At 71.2% G+C, this 23,680-nt stretch carries 19 protein-coding genes; 12 read left to right on the top strand and 7 right to left on the bottom strand.

Annotation, left to right across the window (positions count from 1 at the left end):
- Positions 1-56 precede the first annotated feature (56 nt).
- The 4 genes from ACWGIG_RS00400 to ACWGIG_RS00385 all read left to right on the top strand — a co-directional run bounded on the left by ACWGIG_RS00400 (position 57) and on the right by ACWGIG_RS00385 (position 4,124).
- Entirely contained in the window at positions 57-1,325 is a 1,269-nt protein-coding gene (locus ACWGIG_RS00400; RefSeq protein ID WP_453319216.1) for an alpha/beta hydrolase family protein, read from the top strand.
- Between the two features lie 64 nt (positions 1,326-1,389).
- Positions 1,390-1,863: a BlaI/MecI/CopY family transcriptional regulator gene (locus ACWGIG_RS00395; protein ID WP_453319215.1), complete on the top strand. Its 474-nt coding sequence runs from the start codon at positions 1,390-1,392 to the stop codon at positions 1,861-1,863.
- 3 nt (positions 1,864-1,866) lie between these two features.
- Positions 1,867-2,871: a M56 family metallopeptidase gene (locus tag ACWGIG_RS00390; RefSeq protein WP_453319214.1), complete on the top strand. Its 1,005-nt coding sequence runs from the start codon at positions 1,867-1,869 to the stop codon at positions 2,869-2,871.
- A gap of 47 nt (positions 2,872-2,918) precedes the next feature.
- Positions 2,919-4,124, top strand: a complete 1,206-nt coding sequence (locus ACWGIG_RS00385; RefSeq protein WP_453319213.1) for a damage-control phosphatase ARMT1 family protein — start codon at positions 2,919-2,921, stop codon at positions 4,122-4,124.
- Positions 4,125-4,658: 534 nt separating this feature from the next.
- Here ACWGIG_RS00385 and ACWGIG_RS00380 read toward each other — a convergent pair.
- A complete protein-coding gene (locus ACWGIG_RS00380; protein ID WP_453319212.1) occupies positions 4,659-5,519 on the bottom strand; it encodes a substrate-binding domain-containing protein in 861 nt (286 codons plus the stop codon).
- Between the two features lie 136 nt (positions 5,520-5,655).
- On the opposite strand from ACWGIG_RS00380, the gene ACWGIG_RS00375 reads away from it, so the two are divergent.
- Positions 5,656-6,042, top strand: coding sequence for a DUF5997 family protein (locus ACWGIG_RS00375; protein WP_453319211.1), 387 nt, complete (start codon positions 5,656-5,658; stop codon positions 6,040-6,042).
- Between the two features lie 134 nt (positions 6,043-6,176).
- Here the strand turns inward: ACWGIG_RS00375 and ACWGIG_RS00370 are convergent, their stop codons facing one another.
- Positions 6,177-6,752: a TIGR03086 family metal-binding protein gene (locus tag ACWGIG_RS00370; protein ID WP_453319210.1), complete on the bottom strand. Its 576-nt coding sequence runs from the start codon at positions 6,750-6,752 to the stop codon at positions 6,177-6,179.
- A gap of 64 nt (positions 6,753-6,816) precedes the next feature.
- Between ACWGIG_RS00370 and ACWGIG_RS00365 the strand changes: the two genes are divergently transcribed.
- A complete protein-coding gene (locus ACWGIG_RS00365; RefSeq protein ID WP_453319209.1) occupies positions 6,817-7,656 on the top strand; it encodes an AraC family transcriptional regulator in 840 nt (279 codons plus the stop codon).
- A gap of 45 nt (positions 7,657-7,701) precedes the next feature.
- On the opposite strand, the gene ACWGIG_RS00360 is transcribed toward ACWGIG_RS00365, so the two are convergent.
- From ACWGIG_RS00360 to ACWGIG_RS00350, 3 genes are all read right to left on the bottom strand, one after another.
- Entirely contained in the window at positions 7,702-8,775 is a 1,074-nt protein-coding gene (locus ACWGIG_RS00360) for a S66 family peptidase (protein WP_453319208.1), read from the bottom strand.
- A 207-nt stretch (positions 8,776-8,982) separates the two neighbouring features.
- Positions 8,983-10,455, bottom strand: coding sequence for a peptidoglycan D,D-transpeptidase FtsI family protein (locus ACWGIG_RS00355; protein WP_453319207.1), 1,473 nt, complete (start codon positions 10,453-10,455; stop codon positions 8,983-8,985).
- Positions 10,452-11,501 carry an alpha/beta hydrolase family esterase gene (locus ACWGIG_RS00350; RefSeq protein WP_453319206.1) on the bottom strand — a complete coding sequence of 350 codons (1,050 nt, stop codon included), beginning with the start codon at positions 11,499-11,501 and terminating at the stop codon, positions 10,452-10,454. The genes ACWGIG_RS00355 and ACWGIG_RS00350 overlap by 4 nt, the downstream gene beginning before the upstream one ends.
- Before the next feature lie 115 nt (positions 11,502-11,616).
- On the opposite strand from ACWGIG_RS00350, the gene ACWGIG_RS00345 reads away from it, so the two are divergent.
- The 4 genes from ACWGIG_RS00345 (at position 11,617) to ACWGIG_RS00330 (ending at position 17,685) form a co-directional block, all read left to right on the top strand.
- Positions 11,617-12,555: a LysR family transcriptional regulator gene (locus tag ACWGIG_RS00345; RefSeq protein ID WP_453319205.1), complete on the top strand. Its 939-nt coding sequence runs from the start codon at positions 11,617-11,619 to the stop codon at positions 12,553-12,555.
- 109 nt (positions 12,556-12,664) lie between these two features.
- Positions 12,665-13,543 (top strand): serine hydrolase, encoded by an 879-nt coding sequence (locus tag ACWGIG_RS00340; RefSeq protein ID WP_453319204.1) that lies wholly within the window; start codon positions 12,665-12,667, stop codon positions 13,541-13,543.
- Positions 13,544-13,631: 88 nt separating this feature from the next.
- Positions 13,632-14,042, top strand: coding sequence for a peptidase inhibitor family I36 protein (locus ACWGIG_RS00335; RefSeq protein ID WP_453319203.1), 411 nt, complete (start codon positions 13,632-13,634; stop codon positions 14,040-14,042).
- A gap of 394 nt (positions 14,043-14,436) precedes the next feature.
- On the top strand, positions 14,437-17,685 hold the full coding sequence (locus tag ACWGIG_RS00330) for a lantibiotic dehydratase (RefSeq protein WP_453319202.1): 3,249 nt from the start codon (positions 14,437-14,439) through the stop codon (positions 17,683-17,685).
- A gap of 191 nt (positions 17,686-17,876) precedes the next feature.
- Here ACWGIG_RS00330 and ACWGIG_RS00325 read toward each other — a convergent pair whose 3' ends face one another.
- Positions 17,877-19,100 (bottom strand): serine hydrolase domain-containing protein, encoded by a 1,224-nt coding sequence (locus tag ACWGIG_RS00325; protein WP_453319201.1) that lies wholly within the window; start codon positions 19,098-19,100, stop codon positions 17,877-17,879.
- A gap of 292 nt (positions 19,101-19,392) precedes the next feature.
- Here ACWGIG_RS00325 and ACWGIG_RS00320 point away from each other — a divergent pair, with 292 nt between their 5' ends.
- A complete protein-coding gene (locus ACWGIG_RS00320) occupies positions 19,393-21,231 on the top strand; it encodes a DUF2079 domain-containing protein (protein WP_453319200.1) in 1,839 nt (612 codons plus the stop codon).
- 105 nt (positions 21,232-21,336) lie between these two features.
- Here the strand turns inward: ACWGIG_RS00320 and ACWGIG_RS00315 are convergent, their stop codons facing one another.
- Positions 21,337-22,197 carry a S1 family peptidase gene (locus tag ACWGIG_RS00315; protein ID WP_453319199.1) on the bottom strand — a complete coding sequence of 287 codons (861 nt, stop codon included), beginning with the start codon at positions 22,195-22,197 and terminating at the stop codon, positions 21,337-21,339.
- 267 nt (positions 22,198-22,464) lie between these two features.
- Here ACWGIG_RS00315 and ACWGIG_RS00310 point away from each other — a divergent pair, with 267 nt between their 5' ends.
- The gene (locus ACWGIG_RS00310) at positions 22,465-23,469 is read left to right on the top strand and encodes a MerR family transcriptional regulator (RefSeq protein ID WP_453319198.1); all 1,005 of its coding nucleotides are present in this window, start codon (positions 22,465-22,467) and stop codon (positions 23,467-23,469) included.
- Positions 23,470-23,680 lie beyond the last annotated feature (211 nt).

The raw sequence follows: 23,680 nt of genomic DNA, 5'->3' as shown, positions 1-23,680 counted from the left end.
TCGAGCAGCGCAAGGACCGGCGTCACAGGACGTCATGGAGGAAGAGGGAGACAGCCATGTCCCGCAACAAGAAGACAGGTACGGGCGAGGAGACTGCCGGGGTGAACCGGCGGGCCGTCATCACTTCGGCCGTGCTGGCCGCCTCGACACTGGTCGTCGGCCCCGGCGCCGGCATTGCACAGGCACGGGCACAGGCACGGGCACGGGCCGTGGGCAGCCTGACCGTACGGTTGCCCGTGCCGACCGGGCCGTACCGGACCGGGGTCGTCGACCTGCACCTGGTCGACCGGCAGCGACGTGACCCGTGGGACGAGGCCGGATCCGTACGGGAGTTGATGGTCACGGTCTTCTACCCGGCCCGTGCCACGCACGGCATTCCGGTGGCGCCGCAGATGACGCCCGGTACGGCAGCGGCATTCACGGCCTTCGACCCCCTGGAGTGGCACAAGGAGCTTCCGGACAGTGGGGTGGACTGGGCCGGCACCGCGACCCACTCCCGCGCGGGTGCGCCCGCGCTGCCGGGGCGGCGGCCGGTGCTGCTGTACACACCGGGCGGTGCGGATCCGCGTACCGTCGGCACCTCACTGGCCGAGGACCTGGCGAGTCACGGGTACGTGGTGGTGACCGTCGACCACCCCGGGGAGCCGGGCGGCGTCGAGTTCCCGGACGGGTCGATACGGGAGTACGCGCTGCCGGGGACCCCGGAGGTTCCACAGGTGTTCCGGTCGATGATTGCCGCGCGGCTCGCCGATCTCCGCTTCGTACTCGACGAGTTGACGACGCTGGTGGACACCGGGCGGAACCCGGATGCCGGGGGTCGGCGGTTGCCCGCCGGGCTGGGGCAGGCCCTGGACCTGCGGCGAGTGGGGGTGTACGGGCACTCGGCGGGCGGAACCGCGGCTTCCGAGGCGCTGTACGAGGACCGGCGGATCTGTGCCGCGGTCAATCTGGAGGGCTATCTGGACTGGCCGGCGGAGCGGCCCGGTGAGGAGGGGGAGCTGCTTCCGGTCGGCCGGCACGGTGTGGACCGCCCCCTCCTGCTGTTCGGGACGGACGGATTCCGCAACGCGCGCCTCGACCGGTCCTGGTCCGCGATGCTCGACCACCCGCAGGGCCGCACGGCCGTGCGCCGGCTCGACGGCGCGCACCACTGGGTGTTCACCGACTACGCCTCCCTCGTGCCGCAGTTGCAGTCCGCCGGGATGATGACGGGGGAGGAGCGGTGCGCGATGGTCGGTGTGATCCGGCCGGAACGGTCGGTTCCAGCGGTGCGGGGCCGGTTGCGCGCGTTCTTCGCCCGGCACGTGCCTGTGAGCTGCGAGTAGTTACGATGCCCGGATGTCCGCCGGACAAAAGGTCAGCGGGAGGCGGGAGGGAAGGGAGCGGGGCATGACAGACCGTTCGGACGTCGGCGGGGCAGAGGCCGGCGGGGCAGAGGAAGAGGGCGCGCGTCCGCGTGACCGTCGGCGCGGGCAGGGTGAGCTGGAGACGCAGGTGCTGTCGGTGCTCGGGTCCGCGCCGGGCCCGGTGACGGCCGCGTGGGTACAGGAACAGCTCGGCGGCGGTCTCGCGTACACCACCGTCATTACCATCCTGACCAGGCTGTACGACAAGGGTGCCGTGACCCGCACGCGCTCCGGGCGGTCCTTCGAATGGACGCCGGTGGCCGACGGGGCGGGGCTGGTCGCGCTGCGGATGCGCAAGCTGCTCGACAAGGAGGACGACCGTGACGCGGTGCTCTCCAGTTTCGTGTCGGCGCTCTCGCCGGACGACGAGCGGCTGTTGCGCACTCTGCTCGGCGAGAGCGGGTTCGGCGAGTCGGGTGAGAGCGGTGCCGACGGATCCGAAGGCCTGGAGCGCTGACCGATGGGTGTTTTCGTCTTCCTGCCGCTGATCCTGCCGCTCACTGCTCTCCCCATGGCCCGACTTGCCGAGCAGCACCTCCACCCGCGTACCGCCGCCCGGCTCCTCACTGCCGTCGCCGCCATCCTCGCCGTCTGCAGCACCGTCTGCCTCGGCCTCCTCGTCGTCGTCGGCACCGCACAGCTCCCCGGCAATCCGCTGCCCGACAGTTGGTCGGACCCCGCGGTGCGCGAGGCCGTTCCGTACGACGAGATCGCCGGGAAGTTGTCCATCGGCGCACTCGCGCTGGCCCTGCTGGCCTGCGCGGTCACCGTTCACCGGCACTACCGCTACCGGGCCGGGGCCCACCGTGCCCTGGCCGGGCTTCGTACCTCGTCCGAGGTCGCGGTCCTCACCGACGACGAGCCGTACGCGTACGCGCTCCCCGGCAGGTCCGGCAGGCCCCGCAGGTCCGGTGCATCCGACAGGTCCGGTGCATCCGGCAGGCGGCGAGGCCGCATCCTCGTCTCCACCGGCATGATGGCCGCCCTCACCGACACCGAACGCCACGCCCTTCTCGCGCACGAACGCGCCCACCTCACCGGACGCCACCACCGGCTGCTGCTCGCCGTCCAGTTGGCCGGCTGTGCGAACCCCCTGCTGCGCCCGCTCCGCAGGGCCGTCGGCTACTGCACCGAGCGGTGGGCCGACGAGGAGGCCGCGCGGGCGACCGGGGACCGCCGTACGACGGCCCGCGCGGTGGGCAAGGCCGCGCTTCTCGCCGCGCGCCCCACCTCCAGGAGCACCGCTTTTCCCGGACTCGCGGCCTTCGCCGAAGCGGGCCCGGTGCCCCGGCGGGTGGCGGCCCTGCTCGGCCCGGTCCCGCCCGCCAACGGCTGGCCTTCCGCGCTCACTTCGACCGGAATCGCGGCGATCGTCGCGGCGGCGGGGACGGCGGCTTCCACCCTGTCGGCGCTCAACGCGGCCGTGGGGCTGTTCGTGGTGCTGGAGGCGGCGACCTTCGGGTGAGGGCCGACGACAGGGCCCAAGGTCCTCGCGGCAGGCAGAATCGAGGCATGGTTGATTCTCCAGAGGTGCCCGTCATCCGGTGCGACGAGCCGGGATCCTTCGCCCGGAGCGTGCTCGCCGAGCGGCATCCCGCGCTCATCGAGCGGGTGCGCAGGGCGTTTCCGTACGGGCCGGGGCAGCACCGGGCACTCGACGCGCTCCTTGAGGAGACGGCGCACGGCGTGATCGCGCCGCCTCCGCCGGGCGACGACCGGGACCGGGAGCAGTGGGAGGTGTGGGGGAAGGGGCACCTGGGGCGGTCGTGGTTCGAGGTGCCGTTCCTGTGGGCGGAGAGTTACTTCTACCGGCGGCTGCTGGGGGCCGTCGGTTACTTCGAGGCGGGACCCTGGCAGGGCGTCGACCCGTTCGGCCCGTTCAAGCGTGCGGAACTCGACACCCCTGAAACGGGAGGGGAGTTGGCCGCACTGGGGCAGCTGGGGCAGCCGGCGCCGGAGCGGGAGGCGGAACGGGCGCGGGCACTGCTGCTCGGCTCGCTCTGGGGAAACCGGGCGGACCTGGGCTTCCTGATGGGCGCGGGCGCGGCCGGGCAACGTACCGACGAAGCGCTCGTGGCGGACGACTCCGCAGCACTCTGGGCGCTGCTGCCCGCCGGTGCGCTGCCCGCCGGGACGCCGCACGCCCGTACCGTCTGTCTCGTCGCCGACAACGCAGGCCGCGAACTGCTCCCCGACCTCCTCCTCGCCGACCACCTCCTGCGGTACGGCCGCGCCGAGCGCGTCGTCCTGCACGTCAAGCCGTACCCCTACTTCGTCTCCGACGCGACGACCGCCGACGTCGTGGACTGCCTGCGGCACCTGAGGGGAGCCGGTGGAGCGGCGCGCGAGGCGGGGCACCGGCTGTGGGACGACATGGCGAGCGGCCGGATCGAGGTACGGGCGCACCCCTTCTCCTGTGCGCCGCTGCCGTACGAGGACATGCCCGACGATCTGCGGCAGGACTTTGCCGAAGCCACTGTGACGCTGATGAAGGGAGACCTGAACTACCGGCGCCTGGTCGGTGACCGGATGTGGCCCGCTACGACGCCGTTCGCGGACCGCACCGCGTACTTCCCCGGCCCGGTGGCCGCACTGCGCACGCTGAAGTCGGACGTACTGGTGGGGCTGGCGGAGGGCGCCGAGAAGGCGCTCGTGACGGAGCACGGGCAGCGCTGGCGCACGGCCGGCACACATGCCCTGATCCAGGTCAGCGGCTGACCCGCGCGCCGCCGCCGGTCGCGCAGGACGGGGCTGCCCCGCTCGGACCGGCGGACGGGACGGCGCGAGGACCGGCGGTCGGTCCTGTACGACGAGTGGTGGGCGGGGCCCGCGTGGGATCGGCGGGCGGTCCTGCGCACCGACCGGGGGCGGGACCGCGAGACGACCGGGGGCTGTTTCTGTGCGACGAGTGGTGGGCGAGGCCGCGCGGGATCGGCGGGCGGTCCTGCGCACCGACGGGCGGACAGGGCCGTGTCACGACGGGCGGACAGGGCCGCGCGACGACCGGTCGGGACGTTGCTGCGCAACGACCGGCGGGCGAGGCCGTGCGACGACCGGCCGAGACTGCATCGCGCGACGACCGGCGCAGACGCTCCCGTGCGACGACTTGCCGAGATTGCATCGCGCGACGACCGGTCGAGGCGTTGCCTTGCGGCGGTCGGCAGGGATGTCCCGCGCGACGATCGGTCGAAACGCTCCCGCGCGACGGCCGGTCGAGGCGCTGCCGTGCGGCTACCGGCCGCCCCGCAGCTCCTACCTGCGGGGCTTGCCCCGCTTGGCGGCGCCGCCCTTGTTGTTCTTGCTGTTCTTGGCGGTGGCCTTGCCGCCGCCGGTCTTGCTTCCGGTGGCCTTCGCGCCGCCGGAGCCGCCCCGGGCGCTCTTGGCCGCGGGCTTCCGTGCTCCGCCCTTTGCGGCTCCCTTGCCTGCCGCGCCCTTGCCCTTCGACTGGCCCGTCGGGGGCAGGGCCGGGCCGCGGGTGCTGTTGACCGTTCGGCCCCGTACGATCCCGATGAAGTGCTCGACCAGCTCCGGCGGCTCGCCCGAATCGGTCTGCACCCACGACAGCGCCACACGCGACTCGGGGGTGCCCGTGACCGTCCGGTACGTCAGGTCCTTGCGGTGGTGCAGACGGGCCAGGGACTGCGGCACGACGAGTACGCCCACGCCCGCCGCGACCAGCTCGATCGCGTCCGCGGTGGTCTCGGGACGCTCGTTCGCGGGCCGGCCCGGGAGCTGTTCCCAGTCGAGGGTGTCGTCGAGCGGGTGCAGGACCAGCTCGTCTGCGAGGTCCTCCGCCGTGATCTCCTCGACGGCCGCGATGACGTGGTCCTTGGGGATCACGACGACCGAGGTCTCGGTGTAGAGGGGGATCGCGCTGAGATCCGCACGGTCCACCGGCAGCCGTACGAAACCGGCGTCGGCCCCGCCGTCGCGCAGCACGTCGAACGCCTCTGCCGGGGACGCCGCAACCAGGGTCAGCGGGATGTAGGGCAGCCGCTCGTGCCAGATCCGCACCCATTTGGTGGGCGTCACGCCCGGGACGTACGCGAGCCGGAACGAGGGCGAAGGTGCCGCCGGGGAGGTGGGGGAGGAGGGTGCTTCCGAGCCTGTCACGGGGGCCAGGTTACCGGCCGTGGCCGGAGCGGGCCGTCAGCGGTGTGGCCGGCCGGCAGCGATGTGGGCGGCCGTCGCCCGTCGGCGGCTCGCCGTGTGGTCAGCGGTAGCGCACATGCTCGATACCCTTGGGCTCATGACGTCGCACCAGAGCACCCAGACCATGAAGCCCGCCACCGCGGCGAAGAAGCTGGGTGTGTACCTTGAGGCCACCCCCGCCGAGTTCCAGGAGGGTGTCGTCTCGCGCACCGAGCTGACCACGCTCCAGACCGAGCCGCCCCAGTGGCTCCAGGACCTGCGCGCCAACGGCCCGCACCCCCGCCCGGTCGTCGCGAACAAGCTCGGCATCTCCATCTCCGGCCTCGCCCGCGGCGGAGTCACCGAGGCGCTCACCACCGAGCAGATCGACGCGCTCAAGGACGAGAACCCCGAGTGGCTCCAGAAGGAGCGCGCCACGCAGGCCGAGGTCCGCAAGGAGACGGTGCGGATCAAGGAGATGAACGCCGAGAAGAAGGACAAGTAACGGCACCTTCGCCGTACGAAGCCCTCGGCGCACGGCGCACGAGGGCTTCGGCGTGCAGAGCCTGGGAGTGCACGGCTTCGGCGTGCATCCCGCGGCTCTGCACGGCTTCGGCGTGTGCCGGGGCCGCCACCCGGTCAGAGACGGCTCGGCACCCAGCCCGGACGGCGACCCGTCGACGCCAGCAGCTCCTCGAACGGCGTCGCCCCCTCCGGTACCGGGCACGCATCGGCGAACACGTTCATCTGCCGGGCCGTCGGGCCCATCTGCGTCACCAGCGCGCCGAGCGCTCGGACGCCCTCCTCATCCGGAGCGAAGTCCTGGCCGGTCGCGCGGGCGAGGTCCCAGGCGTGCACGGTCAGGTCGAGGAGCGCCATCGAACCGACCGTACGCGCCGGCAGGTTCATGCTTCCCTTGGTGCCCTCGTCGGCGCCCGGCGCCGCCCATGCCGCGACGAGCAGCGCGGTCTCCGCGGCGAAGCGGTCGCGCCAGCCCTCCTGCAGATAGTCCGGTGTGGTGGAGAAGTCCGCTTCCTTGTCGGCCGCGAGCGCCTGGAAGCCGACCACGACATGGAACAGGTGGTTGAGCAGCTCCCGTACGTCGTACTCGGCGCACGGTGTGCGCGCGCCGAGCTGTCCGTCGTCCACGCCACGCACCACGGGTTCCGCATGCGCGGCGGCCACTGCGAGCAGGTCACTGATTTTGTCGGTCATGCTCCCGACAGTAGGAGCCTCCGGCCCCCCACGGCTTGAAGAAACGCGACATAGGATCGGGCGCATGTCAGGGCCACGTCGCGACACCCGGGGCATCGTCGACGCACCGGAACTCTTCGCGCGCGTCCACTTCCGCCGCCGGGAGCCCGCCGAACCGCTGCGACCGTACGTCGAGCACTACTGGCTGATCGACTGGGACCTGGCGGAGCCGTTCCTGTCGCACGTCGTGCCGCACCCGTCCGTGAACATCGTCTTCCAGCGGTACGGGCGGCCCGGCGAATTCGCTGCGGGGACCTTCGGCGAGGTCGCCGGCATCGGGCTGGAACTCTTCACCCAGAAGCTGGCGGGGCGCGGCCGGGTGTGCGGGATCCAGTTCCGGCCGGGTGGCTTCCGGCCGTTCCTGCCGGGCCGGCCGGTGTCGGAGCTGACCGGCCGGCGGGTGCCTCTGCCCGAGGTGTTCCCCGGTTTCGCCGCCACACCTGCCGCGGTTCTCGACCCGCAGGAGGAGGACGCCCGTGTCGCCGCGCTCGACGACTTCCTCCTCGCCCTCGGCCCGGCACCCGACCCGCAGGCCGAGCGCGCCATGGCGCTGGCCGACCGTGTCCGCGGGGACCGGTCGATCCGCCGCGTCGACGAGGTCGCCGAAACGGCGGGCGTATCGGTACGCCAGGTCCAGCGGCTGTTCGCCGCGTACGTGGGTGTCAGTCCGAAGTGGGTCATCCTGCGCCACCGCATCCACGAAGCCCTGGAACGTGCGGGCACCACTGCCACGCCGGACTGGGCCGCCCTGGCAGCCGAACTCGGCTACAGCGACCAGGCCCACCTCGTCCGCGACTTCACCACCCGCGTCGGCGTGCCACCCACGGCGTACGTACAGGCGCGGCCCGTCGGCGGAGACGGATGAGGCGGCGGAGACGGATGACGCACAGAGCCCGCGTACGTCAGCCCGTCAGTACGTCACTGTGATCCGCCGCTCGTGCCCGTCGACCCGTACCTCCCCGCCGTACGGAATGACGAGCTGCGGGTCCGTGTGGCCGAGGTCCACGTCGAGGACGACGACCATCTCCGGGGCGTACGTGGCCAGGACACGCAGCACCGCCTCGCGCTGCTCGGTCGCGTAGCGCTCCCGCTCCGCAAGGGAGTTGCGGCAGTCGATGGACCACGTCTTGGGGCGGCCCATCAGCAGGGCGGGGAAACGGGCGAGCAGGCCGCGTTCGCCCATGTTGCGCAGGATGCGGAAGACCGCCTCCGCGGTGGGGAGTTCCTCGTCGGTTTCGAGGAAGAGGACGTTCCCGTCGTACGTGGCCGGGTCGCGCGCGATCTCGCGGTCGGCCATCAGCAGCCAGGAGAGGATCTCCAGGTTGCCGCCCCACAGCCGGCCCTCGACCACGCGTTGCGGGCCGTACCAGAGCCAGCCGCCGCCGGGCTGCGTCTCCGGCTCGGACTCGAAGGTGGCGGGGTCCGCCCAGTCGCCGTCGGTGTCGCGGAAGCGGTCGGCGGCGCGCAGCTCGTACGGGCCGTGGGTGAACAGTGCCGCGCGGAGCGATTCGGCGGTCAGGGGGTGGAGGCGGTGCGGGCGGCCGAGCGCGGTCATGACGGTGGCACCGTGGTAGCCGACGATGCCGACGTTACGGAGGGCGAGCAGCAGGTTCGTGTTGTCGCTGAAACCGAAGAAGGGCTTCGGGTTCGCACGGATCAACTCCCGGTCCAGCAGCGGCAGCACGGTGATCTGGTCGTCCCCGCCGATGCTCGCCATCACCGCCTTCACCGTCGGATCGGCGAACGCCGCGTGCAGGTCGTCGGCCCGCTCCTGTGGCGTCGACCCCATCTTCCGCGTCGCCGGGTACTCCACCGGCTCAAGCCCGAACTCCTTCCGCAACCGCTCGATCCCGAGCTCGTAGGGCAGCGGGAGGATCCCCGCCAGACCGGAGGAGGGGGAGAGGACCGCGATGCGGTCGCCGGGGGCGGGCTTGGGCGGGTAGGCGGGGAGCTCGGCGAGCACCGGGGGTACGGGAGCTGTCATGCGGCGAGGATAGGAGCCGGAGCGCCGGCCGGGCCATCGTTTTGCAGCAGGCGCCGGGAGGCCCCCGGCGGTCCCGGGAGGCCTGGCGGTCCTGGCGGTCCTGGCGGTCCCGGCGGTCTCGGTGGCCCCGGTGGCCCCGGCTGCCCCGGCCCGCCCCGGGAGGCCCCCGGTGGTCGGCCCGAGCGGGCATTTCTGCCGTGGTTTCCCCTACTTCTCCAACACCGCCTCCATCACCGCCTTCGCGATCGGTGCCCCCAGTCGGCCGCCCGCGATGTCTGCCCGGGAGATGTCCATGTCCTTCGGGTCGACCAGGACCGCGACCGCCACCGGTGACGTGCCGTCCGACTGTTTCGCGTACGACACGAACCATGCGTACGGGCGCTCGTCGCGCACATCCGCGCCGTGCTGTGCCGTGCCCGGCTTGCCGCCGACGGTGACTCCTTCGACGGCGACCTTGCTGCCGGTGCCGTCGGTGACCGTGTACTCCATCATCTCCTGCACCTTCTTCGCGGTGGCGGCGGAGACCGCCTGGCGGAGTACCTCGGGTTGGTGCTTCTCCAGCGTCGACTGGTCGGCGCCGCGCAACTCGTCGACGAGGTACGGCTTCATCACCTTGCCGTCGTTGGCGAGGCCCGCCGTCACCATCGCCATCTGGAGCGGTGTCGTCGTCACGCTGCCCTGGCCCATACCGGTCAGCGCGGTCTGCGGCTTGTCCAGTGCGCTCGGGTAGCCGCTCGCGGCGGTGCGTACCGGCGTGAACTGCTCCTTGTTGAAGCCGAACTTCTCCGCGGTCTCCCGCATCCTGTCCTTCCCGGTGCGCAGTGCCGCGTCGAGGAAGACGTTGTTGCAGGACCACTGCATGCCGGTCCGCATCGAGACCTTGTCGCACTGGGAGTCGGGGACGACATTGCCGATCTCGGTGCTGCTGAGGGGGAGGCGGTAGGGCGCCGGGGCGTCGGAGGGGGTGTCGATGTCGGTCACCGTGCCGTGTTCGAGGGCCGCTGCCGCCGTGAGGATCTTGAAGGTGGAGCCGGGCGGATAGATCTCCCGGATCGCCCTGTTGCTGAGCGGCTTGCGCTTGTCCTCGGCCAGTTTCTGGAACTCCCGGCCCTCCTCGTGCGAGATCCCCGCGAAGAGGGACGGGTCGTACGAGGGCGTGCTCGCCATCGCGAGGATCCTGCCGGTGCGCGGGTCGAGCGCGACCACCGCGCCCGTGGCCTTCAGGTCGGTCAGACCCTTGTACGCGGCCTTCTGCGCGGCGGGGTTGATGGTCGTGAGCACATCACCGCCGTCCGCGCGCTCACCGGTCAGCGGCGCGAGCGGACCGGACAGGAGACGGCTGTCCTTGCCGGAGAGCACGTCGTTGTGCACGCCCTCCAGGAACGTCGCCCCCTGGGCCTGCGAGAAGTAGCCGGTGACCGGGGCGTACATCGGGCCGTCCTTGTAGACGCGCTTGTACTTGAGGTCCGAGCCGGGCGTCGGGACGGAACCGGTGATCGGCTTGCCGCCGACGATGACGTCACCGCGCGGCTGCGCGAAGTTCTTGATGGCCACGCGGCGGTTGTCGGGGTGCTCGGCGAGGGACTCGGCCTGATGGAACTGGATCCAGGTCACGCGGCCGAGCAGGGCGGCCACCAGGACTCCGCAGAAGACGGCTATGTGGCGGAGGGGCTTGTTCATGGGGTTCCGTTTCCGTTTCCGCTTCCAGATCTCGTTCCGGTTCCGGTTCCGGTGAAGAAGTCGAGGACTGTGGTCGTCGCGTTGAGCGCGGTGCTGGTACGGCCGAAGTGGGGCGGCGGGGCGGCGGTCGAGCCGGGCCAGGTGTGGCCGGCGCCGTGCATGACGAGGAGTTCCACGGGTGCCTTGCCCGGTGTGCCGGGTGCCCAGAGAGTGCGGTCGTAACCCGGCCGTCGTTGCGTGACGGGCGGCCCCGTCCCGGCCGCCCGTGCGAACGCCTCGGCACTGGCTCGCGTCGACACGGTCGCGGTCATGGGCTCCTGGCCCGCCGCGGGCGGGGGCGGGTCCGGTACGCCCGTCATGGGGCGGACCGGGTCGTCCGCCCCGTAGGCGATCATCACGGGGACGGGCCCCGACGGCCCCTTCTTCGCGGATCCGGCCGCCAGTTGGCCGGAGACGGAGGCCGCCCCGGCCACCGCGTGGGGGCGCTCCGCCGCGAGCCGCAGCGCCATCGAACCGCCGTTGGAGAAGCCGACCGCGTACACCCGCTTCGGATCGGCCCCGCCGTCCCGTACGAGCGTGGAGATCAGCTTCTCGGCGAAACGGAGGTCCACGTTCGGGTCGGGGCGTTGCCGGGTGGGGGCGGTGTCGGCGCTCCAGATCTGACGTACGGCTTCGAGGTGCGCGACGAGCATTCCGCGCGCGCCCGCCGCCTTGTCGAGGTGGGCACGCTCCCGCATGTCATCGGCGCTCTCGCCGCGACCGTGGAACGCGAGGAGGAGGGGGCGGGGTCGGTCCTGCTCCTTCCCACCGGGGCGGTGCAGGAGGTACGAGCGGGTGGTGTCACCGACGCGGAGGCGCTCAGGGGTGTCGGAGGCGGGAGCGGGGGTGGAGGCGGTGCGACCGGGCGCGGCGCTGCTGGAGGCGGGCCGCTCCGGTGGCGTACTGCCGCAGCCTGCGAGGGACAGGGCGAGCAGCGCGGTCAGGGTTGCAGACGCCGTGTGCCTGCTTGCCGTGTGCCTGCTTCGTGGACGGGAGAGGGAGGCCATGAGGGGAGGAGACCAGCACCTTGCCCCGTATGTCCAAGATGGATATTGATCAGGAATTGATGCATCTGCGATATCGTTGCTGGCTGTGGACCTGATCCGGCACCTGGAGTGCTTCGTGGCTGTTGCAGAAGAGTCACACTTCGGGCGGGCGGCCATCCGCCTGGGCATGGCCCAGCCGCCCCTCTCGCAGCGCGTCCAGCGGCTGGAGCGCGAGCTGGGGGTGCGGCTCTTCGAGCGCACCAGCCGGCAGGTGACGATCACCCGGGCGGGGGCCCTGCTCCTCGACGACGCCCGCGAACTGCTCGCCCGCTCCGAGGCGTTGAAGGCCACCGCCCGCCGCGTCAGGGACGGCGAGAGCGGGCTGCTGCGGGCGGCGCTGCCGCCCGACATCGCGGGCGAGACCCTGGCCGCGATCCTGGCGGGCTTCCGCGCGAGCCACCCCGACGTGGAACTCGAACTCCACGAGGTGTCCACCACCCAGCAGCTCGCCCAGTTCGCCACGCACGACCTGGACGTCGGGCTCATCCACCACCCCTGCGACGTCTCCGGCCTTGAGCTGGGCCCGGTGCTCCGCCGCGAACTGGGCGTACTGCTGCCGCGCGGCGCACCGGCGGCGGCGCTGGACGAGGTCCCGCTGTCGGCACTCGACGGCTACGACCTGGTCATGTTCCACCGGGCCGATGCACCGGCCCTCTTCGACGACCTGCTGACGACCTGCGCACGCAACGGCTACACCCCGCCCACCGTGCGGCACGGGCAGGGCGTCACCTTCGTGCGCGGTCTGATCATGGCGGCGAAAGCCGTCGCCTTCAGCCCGAAGGACGTCGCGCCCGCCCAAGGTCCGGACGGGGAGGGGGAGCTGGTGTGGCGTCCGCTGGCCGGGGCCCCGCTCGCCTGGCGGCACTCGGTCGCCTGGCCACGGGGACGCAGTGACAAGGCGGTCGCGACGTTCGTCGACGTGGCGACGCGGGCGCTGCGGCGCGGTGAGACGGTGGGTGCGGACCTGCCGGCACGCCCGCTGCACTTGCGACCGGCGGCGGAGTACTGGCTGTGAAGAAGGTACTGGCTGTGAAGGTACTGGCTGTGAAGACGGCCTCCGTGGCCGCTGCGACGGCGACCGCCCCGATCACGCTCGCCGTGACGACGACTACGGAGAATTCCCTGTGAGCACCGCCCCCCATCGGCGCCGTATCGAGGCCGCCTTCGCCGAGGCGGGTGTCACCGGTCGGCTGCACGCCCTGGACATCGACTCCGGTACGGAGGTCGACGCGGGCGCCGACCACCCCGTCGTCACCGCCAGCGTGCACAAACTCTGTCTCCTCGTCGCGCTCCACGACCTCGCCGCAGCGGGGGAGCTGGTGCTCACCGAGCAGATCGAGTGCACCCCGGCCGACCGGGTGGCCGGCCCCACCGGGCTCGCCGCGATGCTCGATCCGGTCCGCATGTCGGTGCGCGACGTCGCCCACCTGATGATGTCGGTGAGCGACAACACCGCCGCCGACGTCCTCCTGCAGCGCGTGGGCCTGGACGCCGTCAACCGGACCACCGACCGCCTCGGCCTCCGGCGCACCCACGCCGTGCACACCTTCGGTCAACTCCTCGCCACCGTAAGGGAGGACGCGGGCCCGAACGGGGCGCAGGCGCTGGCCGACCCGTACGTCACCCAGCGGCTGCGCGCCCTCGACCCGGCCCGTACCAACCGCAGCACCCCCCGCGACATGACCCGTCTCCTGGCCGCGCTCTGGCGCGACGAGGCGAGCACCCCGGAACACGGGGCCGCGATGCGCCGCCTCCTCGGCCTCCAGGTGTGGCCGCACCGGATGGCTTCCGGCTTCCCCTTCGACGACGTGCACGTGGCGGGCAAGACGGGCAGCCTCCCGACCGTGCGCAACGAGGTCGGCGTCATCGAGTATCCGGACGGCGGCCGCTACGCCGTCGCCGTCTTCACCCGCGCCGCCAGTACGGCAGCGACGCTGCCCCCGGCGGACGCGGTGATCGGAACGGCGGCGCGCCTCGCGGTGGACGCACTGCGGGCGGGCTAGGGAGCGTATTCGGTCGTGATCAAGAGGAAGTTCGCGCCGTGGGCGGTCCAGGCAATGCCCTGAAGAGGGAGTGGTCGTTGGGCAGGGCATGAACCACATCAAGCGGACCCTTGCCGGGCTTGTCGGCACAGTGGCAGCCCTGAGCATGGCGTCGATCTCCCCCGCTCACGCGGCTGACGGGTACGACCGATGCCCCGACGGCTACTACTGCATGTTCTCGGGTCTCGACGGCACCGGAGACATGATCACACTGAGGGGGAACACACCGGACCTTGCGGCACTCGGAATGAACGACCGGGCCAAATCCGACTGGAACCGCACCCCCTCGACCCTCTACCTCTGGTCCGACGCGAACTACTCCGGGTGCACGTCTGTCACGTCCTCCGGCCCGACCGGCAAGGGCAACTTCTTCCTGACCTACCGGGACTTCTTCAGTTCGGTGCAGTTCGACGGGCCGGGCGGCCCGAGCTGTGGCACACCGCCCGGCGAAGACGGCTGAGCGGAAGGCACGGTCAGGGCCCGCTCCCGTGGAGCCCGGGATCTTCGCCCTGGGTTCCTGCGGTCGATCGAAGGATGCAGTGAAGGTTCCTCCACGCTGATGACGTGAGGCTCTCCTCTCACTGCCACCATGGATATGTCAGGCAGTTCTGGCATTTCAGGCACCAGGAAGGAAGCTCTCGCCATGACGAACGACGTGTCCACGAATGATCCGTACGACCTCGACACCCGAGTGACCACTCACCTTGCGGACCCGTTGAACTCGGCTGCTCTGCAAGCAAGTTGGCCGATGACGAGTGTCACCCTGCATCGGGTGGCCGTGGTTCAGCCGCGCGTGTCCTGACACCGGACACGGCAGCTGGACGCGCGGTTCACCGCTCCGTTCGGGAGGAAGCATGGGTCTCACCGACAAGCCGTCCCTGTTCACCCCTCTGACCCTGGGCCTGCTGCGTGCCCCCGTGCTTCCCGCCCCATCCGCCCGCCCGGCGTCCTGCATGTCCGACGAGGGGCCCGGGCGGCTGCGCGAGACGGTTCTCGCCCTGACCGCCGACCCGTTGATCGCCGAGGCACTGGCTCTCTCCAGTCCCTCGCTGGCCGAACGCATCGACCGGTTGCGCGACGGACGTCCTGCCACTGCGGCCGGTCTGCGCCGCTGTCTTCGGGCCGTGCTGCGCTACCGGGCGCGGATGACGGCCCGGACGACACCCTTCGGGCTGATGGCAGGGGTGGCGCAGATCCGGTTCGGGCCCGACGACGAAGTGCGCGTACGTCTGGGCGGTGAGCACCGCAAGTCGGTCCGGCCCGATGCGGGCTGGCTCGCGGAGCTCGCGGCCCGGTGGGAGCGCCAGCCCGCCGTGATCGCCGGGCTGCGCCTGTCGGCCAACGGACTCTGCGTGCGGCGCGGCGACCGTCTCGTGCTCCCTTACGTCACCGGTGCGACCGGCGGCCCGAGGACCGACGAGATCTCCGTCCGCCACACCGAAGCGGTGCGCGCGGCGATGGACGGGGCCCGCCTGCCGGTCGCCCACGCCGCGTTGACGGCACGGGTACGCGCCTGTCTGACGGACCCTCCGCCCGGGGCGGTCGAGGGCGTCATCGCCGAACTGGTCGCCCGGTCTTTCCTGCTGACCGACTTGCCGCCCGCTCCGGACGCGCCGGATCCACTGCGGCACATCACCGCCACGCTCTCCCGGAACCCGGCCGCCTCCGACCACCGCGCGCTCCTCGGCGAAGTCGCCGCGGGCCTCGACGCCTATGCCGCCCGGCCCCCCGGCAAGGGGCTCGGCACGCTCCGGTCGACGAGGGACCGGATGCGCGCCCTCCAGCCGCACGAACGCCCGGTCACGACAGACCTGTTGCTGGACACCGACGTCACACTGCCCCGCACGGTGGCGCACGAAGCCGCCCGCGCCGCGGCCCTCCTGTGGCGGCTGGGTCCGCCTGCGGGATCACAGCCTCCTCTCGGCGGGTACCGCGAGCGGTTCCTCCACCGGTACGGGACACAGGTCCCGGTTCCGTTGGCGGAACTCCTCGATCCGGTGGCCGGGCTGGGGGCCCCGGAGCTGTGGGGCGGATTCCCGGCGCCCGGGGTGGGGCCCACGGAGCCCCGGACGAGTCCTGGGAAGCCCCGAGCGGGGCCCGCTGAGCCCGAAGCGCGCCGCGACCGGGCGCTGCTCGCCCTGGCCGAGGAAGCGGTCCTCGGGGGCCGGGACGAAATCACCCTCACCGATGCGGACCTCGCCTCCCTCGGCGAGCACGCGGGGGAGCCCCCGCCGTCCGCCGAGGCCGTCTTCCACCTCCTCGCCGACTCGCCGGACGCACTGGCGGACGGCAGCTTCACCCTGGTCATGTCGCCACTGACCGGAACGTGGCCCGCCGGCGCCCTGTGGGGCCGGTTCGCGCCGATGCTGCCCGAGGCGGACAGGCGATTTCGTGAGCTGGCAACGACCGCCCTCACCGGCGGTCCCGATGCGACCGGCGAGCCGCCGATCGCCGCCCGGCTCCTCTTCCACCCCAGGGACCCCCGCGCGGGCAACGTCGCCCGGGTGCCCCGCTGGGTGGACCACACCCTCGCCACCGGCACCTTCGGCGAACGGTCCGATCCCGGTTCCCTGAGCCTGGACGACGTGGCTGTCGTCGCCACTTCGGACCGGCTTCGCATGGTCTCGCTGCGGCACGGCGGACGCGAACTGGTCGCCGCCACCTTCCACATGCTCAACACCGCAGAACTCGCGCCCGCGCACGTACGGCTCGCACAGTTGATCACCGCCGACGGGATGCGTCCGTTGTCCTGCTGGGACTGGGGCGCCGCACGCGACTGGCCGTTCCTGCCCGCCGTACGCCACGGGCGGACCGTACTCAGCCGCGCCCGCTGGCTCGTGCGCGACCCCGCCGTCCTCGACGCCGCCGCGGACACCGCCCACTGGCTCACCGCCCTGCGCGCCTGGCAACAGCGGTGGCGGGTCCCCCAGCGCATCGAAGCGGGAACGCACGACCAGCGCCTGCCGCTCGATCTGTCCCGTGCCGACGACCGCGCCCTGCTGCGCGAAGAACTGCGCCGGCACCCCGGTACCGAACTCCAGGAACAACTCGCCCCCGACGGCGCCGGTTTCGGCTGGCTGACCGGCCCGAGCGGCGGCCCGCACACGGCCGAGATCTCCGTTCCCTTGCTGCGCGGCACCACCCCCGGCCCTGCCCCCGGCCCCGAGCCGATTCCGTACGCCGCCACTCTGCCCCAGGCGAATTCGGCTCCGGTCCGTCACCTCCCCGGCAGTGCATGGCTGTACGCCCAGCTGTACTGCCCCGGCGCGCAGCAGGACGTCGTCCTCATCCACCACCTGCCGCGTCTGCTCGATGTTTTGCCTGCCGAGGTGGACCGCTGGTTCTTCGTCCGTTACGCCGACCCCGCCCCGCATCTGCGCCTGCGGCTGCACGGCGAACCGCGGACGCTCACCGGCCCGGTGCTGGCCGATCTGCACGACCTTGTCGCAGATTTGATCCGGCAGAAGCTCGTGGAGCGCCTGGCCCTGGACACCTACGTGCCGGAAGAGGCACGTTACGGCGGTGGTCCCGACGCGATGGCCGCTGCCGAACGCGTGTTTCACGCGGACAGTGCTGCCGCCCTCGCCCACCTCCGTCTGCTGGACGTACCCTCTTCGCCGATCGACGCCGTGCTGCTCGCAGCCGCCGGACAGGCCCATCTGGCGTTCCACTTCGTACGGCCCGACGACAGCGGCGACGCGTCCGCCCGCGCACGGCAGTTGCTCGCGATGGCACCCCGCACCGCGGATCATGCTTCGTTCCGTGAGCACCGTCGCAAGGCGCTGCTCCTCATCAACCCGTTCGACGGCTTCGCCGCCCTGCGCGCCTTGCCGGGCACCGCTCCCCTGCTGGACGCATGGGCGGCACGGGCCGCCGCCGAACGCGATTACCGAGGTCACCTCTCCGATGAGGGCCCCGGACCCGAATCCGTGTTGGCTTCACTGCTGCACATGCACCACAACCGTGTCGCAGCAACCCCTTCCAGGCTCCCTGAGAACACCGTGTTCGCACTCGCGCGCGGCGCGGTCGAGGCACACCTCGCACGACAGCAAGCGGAAACGGCGACAGGCGCGAGCGAAGGTCTTGGGGGGCGCTCCAGGTGACGACCACGGAGACCGGGACCGAGTGCGCGGTGGGGACGAGCCCGCCGAACGTCAAGGGATCCTCGGGAAGGTTCCCGAGGATCCCTTTCGACATGTCTTGATGTCTTGCCCGGTCAGGCGCAGTGCCCCGACAGGGCCCGAACCTGCGGCACCAGTTCGAGGATTGCCGCGCCCCGCCAGGATCGCTGTGTCTACTTCTTGCAGAAGGCGGTGTCCAGCAGCGTCTGTGCGTTTTCCAGGCTCTGAGGGTTGACCGGCTGGTTCGCGGTGACGGCGATCGCGACCGCGCGGCCGTCGTCGGTGATGCCGGTACGGGTGGCGTGGCCGGGGATGTCGCCGCCGTGGCCCCACATCCGGCCGCCGCAGCTCAACTGGACGCTCGTCACCCCGAGCCCGTACCGGGCCCCGGCCCCCGCGCCCCACGAGTCGGGCACCTTGACGGTGGTGCGCAACTGCTTCACCTGCGCGGGCTTGAGGAGAGTGCCGTCGAACAGGGCCTTGAAGAAGCGGGTCAGGTCGCTCGGCGTCGAGACGATCTGGCCGGCGGCCCAGCCCCAGGAGGGGTCGAGATCGGTCACGTCCACCAGCGGCGCCCCGGGCTTCGGCGAGAAGTACGCCTTGGGGTGCACGCCGCGGATGCGCTCCTCGCCCGCGGCAGGGAAGTAGGTCTTCTTCAGTCCGGCGGGCTCGATGACGCGGCGGGTGATCTGCTCGTCCAGCGGGCGGCCGGTGACCTTCTCGATGAGCAGGCCCGCGAGGACGTAATTGGTGTTGCTGTACGCCCAGTTGGTACCGGGAGCGAACTGCGCCTTGTGCTCCAGGGCGATGTCGAGAAGGGTGCGGGGCTGGTAGTAGGTGTGGGGGGCGCCGAGCAGGTCCTTCATCATGAACTCGGTGTAGTTGGGCAGCCCGCTGGTGTGGTTGAGCAGCTGACGGACCGTGATCTTCCGGCCGTCGATGCCCTTGCCGCGCACCAGTTTCGGCAGGTACTTCTCGATGGGGGCGTCGAGCTTGACCTTGCCCTCGCCGACCAGCTGCAGGACGACGGCGGAAGTGAACGTCTTGGTGTTGCTTCCGGCCCGCACCTGCCCGTCGACCGGGACCTTCGCCCCGGTCTTCAAGTCGGCGACGCCGACCGCGTAGTCGCGGCTGCGGCCGTCGCTGTCGACGGCGGTGGCCAGGGCGGCGGGGAACTTGTCGTCCTTCACGAGACTGTTCAGGCCCTTGCGCAGGGCCGCGTTCTCGTGGGCGCCGGAGGCCTTCTGCGGCGTGGACGCGTGGGCGGCGACTTCTGCGTCGGAAGCCGGAGTGGGCGTGGCGGACGCGGGCAGTGTGCTGCCCACGGCCAGGGCGGCGGCCAGTGTGGCCACCGCGATGAGACCCCGCTTCGGCTTGAACGACGAGGAGACGGTCATGAAGGCCCTCCTTGGGCGACGTGCCGATTGCACCGGACAACCGGACGTCTCCAGCCTGGCGGTTCAAGATCCACCGGCCCATCCGGGCAGCAGGCGCATGCGGAGTGGGGTCAGCCCCCGGGTTCCGGGGGTGGCCAGGTGCACCTTGCGTCTGCACCTTGCACGTTGCACCTGCACCCTGTACCTGCTCGTGGCACCTGCTCATGGGGCTTGTTCATGGCGCTTGTTCGTGGCCGGCGACAGGTATTCTCCGCATTTGGGCAGGGCGGAACGGCTGGGGGCGGGAATCGGCGTGGGGGAAATATCCGTAGAACGGCATGCGCGTGCCGGGGAGTTGGGTGCGAGTCCCGGCAACGGCGGCGGGAGCGGGATCGACGGCATTGTCGGCATTGACGGTACGGGCGGCACTGTCGGCATTGACGGCATTGACGGTACCGGCGGCTTCAGGAGCATCGAAGGTGTCGAAGCCGCGGCCGGTTCGGAGCGTGCACAGCAGCAGGGTGCGGAGCGGCAGCGCGGAGCGCGTGGAAGAAGGGGGACGGTCCTCGCGCTCACCCTCCTCTGTTTCGCCGTGGGACTGGCCATGTCGCTCCAGCAGTACGAGCGGCTGAGACTCGGCGGATTCGACTTCGGCCTCTTCGACCAGGCGATGCGCGCCTACTCGCGATTCGAATTGCCACGCTCCCCGATCAAGAACGTGCACCACGAATATCCCCCGGAATTCTCCCTCCTGGGTGACCACTTCTCCCCGCTCATCGCGGTCGCCGCCCCTCTCTACTGGCTGTGGAACGACCCGAGAGTTCTTCTCCTCGTGCAGGCGGTGCTCTTCGCGCTGGGCGTTCCGCTGGTCGCCCGGCTGGCCAGGGCGGAAGTGGCCACTCTGCTTTCCCCGCGCATCGCCCACCGGTTCACCTGGACGGCCTGTCTGGTGTACGCCCTCGGTGCGCCGCTGCTCTTCGCCGCCCGGGCCGGATTCCACGAGGTGGCCTTTGCGGTACCGCTGTTCCTGCTGCTTTTCGAACGCGCACGGGCACGCGCGTACCACCACATGCTCTGGGCGGGAGCGCTGCTCTGCCTCACCAAGGAGGACCTGGGGCTCGTTGCGGGCATCTTCGGGGCGGTCGTGGCCTTCCGTGCGCGAAAGTCCGGCGACGGTACGGGATTCCGCGCGGGCCTTCTGCTGTTCCTCGCCGGATTCCTGGCCTCGCTGCTGGCCGTCGTGGTGGCCGTCCCCGCCATGGGCGGAAGCCCGGGTTTCTATTGGCAGTACAGCCGACTCGGCGCCGGTCCCGCGGAAGCGCTGCGTTTCGTCGTCCTCCACCCTCTCGACACCCTCGCCGTCGCACTCACTCCCGTGGCGAAGTCCCATCTCCTCCTGTGGACATTCGGCAGCCTGCTGTTCCTTCCGCTGGGTTCGCCACTGGTTCTGTGTGCTCTGCCGCTCCTCGCCGAACGACTCTTCTCGGACAACGAGAACCACTGGCAGGCGGTGAACCACTACGGCGCATTTTTGTGGCCCGTCCTCGTCGCGGCCTCCCTCGAAACGACCGGCTCCCTCCTGCGCCGTATACGCGTACGCATACGAACAGGGGGCGGGAGAGAGGATTTCTCCTTCTCCCGCCCCCTCATCGGTTCCCTGTCACCGCGCAGGGCGGCCGTGGCGGGAAGCATCGGAGTGGCCGCAACGGTCCTGGCCGGAATCGTCGTCGCCGGGACGCTCGACCTCGTCGACGTACGGAAATGGAAACCGGACGAACCGGCCGGGGCACTCGTCCGCGCCGCCGAGAAAATAACCGACCGCTCCACGGTCGAGGCGGACAACTACGCGGCCCCCCGCCTCACCGGCCGTACGCACGTCATGCTCCTGGACCAGGTGCCGCGCAATGCGGAATGGGTGCTCATCAGCACCGGGAAACGCGTGTTCCCGTTCGCCGACGTCCAGCAACAGCGCGACCGTGTCTCACTGTTGGAGTCCTCCGGCTACCAAAAGGTGTTCGAGGAGCAGGGCGTGCACCTGATGCGGCGGATCTCGCCGCACACGACCGTCCCCGGCAGCCGAATACCCGGACCCGACAGCATTCCGGTCAACGACGACGTACCGAAGGGCATCAGCCACAGGATCTTCGGCTGAGCGGGTCAGGGCGGGTCAGGCGGGTCAGGCGGGTCAGGCGGGTCAGGCGGGTCAGGCGGGTCAGACGGGTCAGACGGGTCAGACGGGTCAGACGGGTCAGACGGGTCAGGAGTGGTGCTTGAGGGTCTTGTGGATCCAGTTCGAGTAGGTGGGCACATCGGCGTAGAGGCCCGGGCCGTTCGAGCACGTGACCCCCGGGGCACCGGGGCCCGATGTGGCTCCGACGAGTTCCCACCGTCCGTGCCGGCCCTTCTGGAGCTGCGGTCCGCCGGAGTCCCCGGAGCATGCCATGGCCTGGGGGACCTGACTGATCGTGCACAGCCGGGTCCTGTCCGCGTAGCCGGGGGCGCACTCGGTGACGGCTCCCCTGCGCGTGTTGAGCTCCTGCAACCGCTCCGAGAACTTCAGCTCGGTGTCGAGGGTGGTGCCGAATCCCAGGATCCGGGTGGGGGTGCCGGGCCGTCCGGTCCGCTCCGCGATGCGGATGGGCTTCTGGGTGACCGGGCGGTCGAGGCGGACCAGGGCGATGTCGTTCTTGTTGGGGGCCTTCCCTTCGCCGCTCACGAAGCCGGGGTGGACGAAGGTCCGCTCGATGTTCCGGACGGTCCCTCCGGACTTCCGGTGCTCGCTGCCGACCCGGACGGTCCCCTCCAGTACGAGCCCTTCGCCCGTCACACAGTGGGCCGCCGTGAGGACCCACTGCGGATCGATCAGTGACGCCCCGCAGTTGCCGTCGTGGATTCCCTGGCTCGGGGCGGACTCAGGGATCGTCGCCATGAACGGGTAGCGGGCGGTGGAGTCGGTCCCGTTGACGATCGCTCCGGCGCTGCCGGTCATCATGGTGGCGCACGCCGCTGCGGCGAGGGCGCCGACGGCAGCGGTGCGTGCCGTGCGGCGGCGCACCGACTGCGAGTGCACCGACTGCGAGGGCGTCGACTTCAAGCGCGTCGACTTCGAGCTGAACACAGAAAGTTCCTTTCCGTGGAAATTCGGACGTCTTCAGGCTGCTCGTTCAAGATCCACCGGACCATCCGGGCAGCAGGTCGGAGCAGGGACCGGGCAGCAGGCCCGAGCACGGTAGGGCTGGCCTCAGGCCGCCGGGTGCGGCACGGCCAGTTCGACCCGCACCGTGAGGCCGCCTCCCGGGTTCGTGGCGGCCGCGGGACGGACAGGCGGAGGGAGGAAGAGAGGGCCCTTGAGTCTCCAGTAGGGGGAGACGCCAAGCTGATCCGCATGAACAGCACCACGACCGGCGGTCCCGTTCCCGCCCGCTACCCGATCGGCGAGCTGGCCCGGCGCACCGGGCTCTCGGTCAAGACCATCCGGTTCTACTCCGACTCGGGGATCGTCACGCCCACGGGCCGCAGCCCGAGCGGCTACCGGCTCTACGGGATCGACGCCGTGGCCCGCCTCGAACTCGTACGGACCCTGCGTGAACTGGGTCTCGATCTGCCGACGATCCGCAAGGTCGTGGACCGGGAGCTCGCGCTGCCCGAGGTCGCGGCGGCGCACGTGGAAGCACTCGACGTACAGATTCGCGCCCTGCGCCTGCGCCGCGCGGTGCTCACCGCCGTGGCCAGACGCGGGTCTTCACCCGAGGAGTTGGATCTCATGCACCGTCTTGCCAAGCTCTCCGAGGACGAACGCCACCGTCTGATCGGCGAGTTCCTCGACACCGTCTTCGACGGTCTGCACGCCCATCCCGCCTTCACGGCCGTCATCCGTTCGATGACCCCGGAACTGCCCGACGACCCCTCCACCGAGCAGATCGAGGCATGGGTGGAACTCGCCGAAATGTTCCAGGACCCCGGTTTCCGCACCAGCGTCCAGGGCATGGCCCAGGACCTGGCGGTCGACCGCGCGCCCGACGGCGCCACGGGCCTGCCCCGCGTCCTCGCCGCAGCCGTACGCTCCCTGGCCGAACCGGCCCTGGCGGACGGCGTCGACCCGGCATCCCCGCAGGCAGCCCGGATCGTCGACGCCCTCACCGCCCACTACGCGCGCACGGTCGCCCGCCACGACGACGCGGCCCTGCGCACCCGGCTGACCGACCGGCTGAACGGCATGAACGACCCCCGCCGGGACCGCTACCTCCACCTCCTCGCGATCGTCAACGGCTGGCCCGCCCCGGACAGCCTGGCCCCGGTCCTCGACTGGACCGTCCGCGCGGTGCGCGCAAGGGGCGACGGCGGGGGCGATCTCCGGAGCGCCGCAGGGAGCGGCACCTCCGCCGACTGACCGACCGCCCCCTCACCGGCCTTCTCCCGCACCGAGCCCTGTTCCGGTGCAGCACACAGGCATGCCCGAAAAGGGCCCCGCGCAACACCGTCCCGACCGAGGAAGCGAGTCCGTGTCTGCCACTCCGGAGGCCCACCGGCCGCCACCCGCCCAGCCCCCGCCCCAGTCCCCACCCTCACCCCCTCGCGCGCGTTCCCGTCAACTCCCCGCC

It is taken from the genome of Streptomyces sp. NPDC054863 (assembly GCF_053610825.1).
The sequence above is the reverse complement of the archived record's forward strand: the minus strand, read 5'-3'. Positions and strand labels throughout refer to the sequence as shown.